Genomic DNA, 266 nt, shown 5'->3' with positions numbered 1-266 from the left:
AGCTTGACCACTGACGCCAATATTATGCAGCGAGTGAAAAATCCCCCATACAGTACCAAATAAGCCTATAAATGGCGCAATAGCAGCAGTTGTCACTAAAATAGGCAAACCGCGCTCGCTGTTATAACGATAACGTCCGATATGTTGTAGTAGGGCTTGCTCTGTAACCAAGCGGCGTCCTGTTGCATCAAGCTCTGACATTGCCTGGCTTTTATTTTGCAGCTGCTGGCTTAAGTCGTCAGCAACTTGCATGGTCATTTTTCGAC

Annotated in this window: 1 protein-coding gene; it reads right to left on the bottom strand. The window is 46.2% G+C overall.

The genetic code is table 11. The features are described from left to right. Positions 1 to 266, bottom strand: a 266-nt coding sequence (locus AAEY79_RS15125) for a MotA/TolQ/ExbB proton channel family protein (RefSeq protein ID WP_352289266.1), incomplete at both ends; no start/stop codon positions are given.

The sequence above is a fragment of the Psychrobacter sp. GW64-MNA-CIBAN-0177 genome (assembly GCF_040309585.1).
Taxonomy (GTDB): domain Bacteria; phylum Pseudomonadota; class Gammaproteobacteria; order Pseudomonadales; family Moraxellaceae; genus Psychrobacter; species Psychrobacter okhotskensis.
Note: the sequence above shows the minus strand (reverse complement) of the source record. Positions and strands in the feature narration are given on the sequence as shown.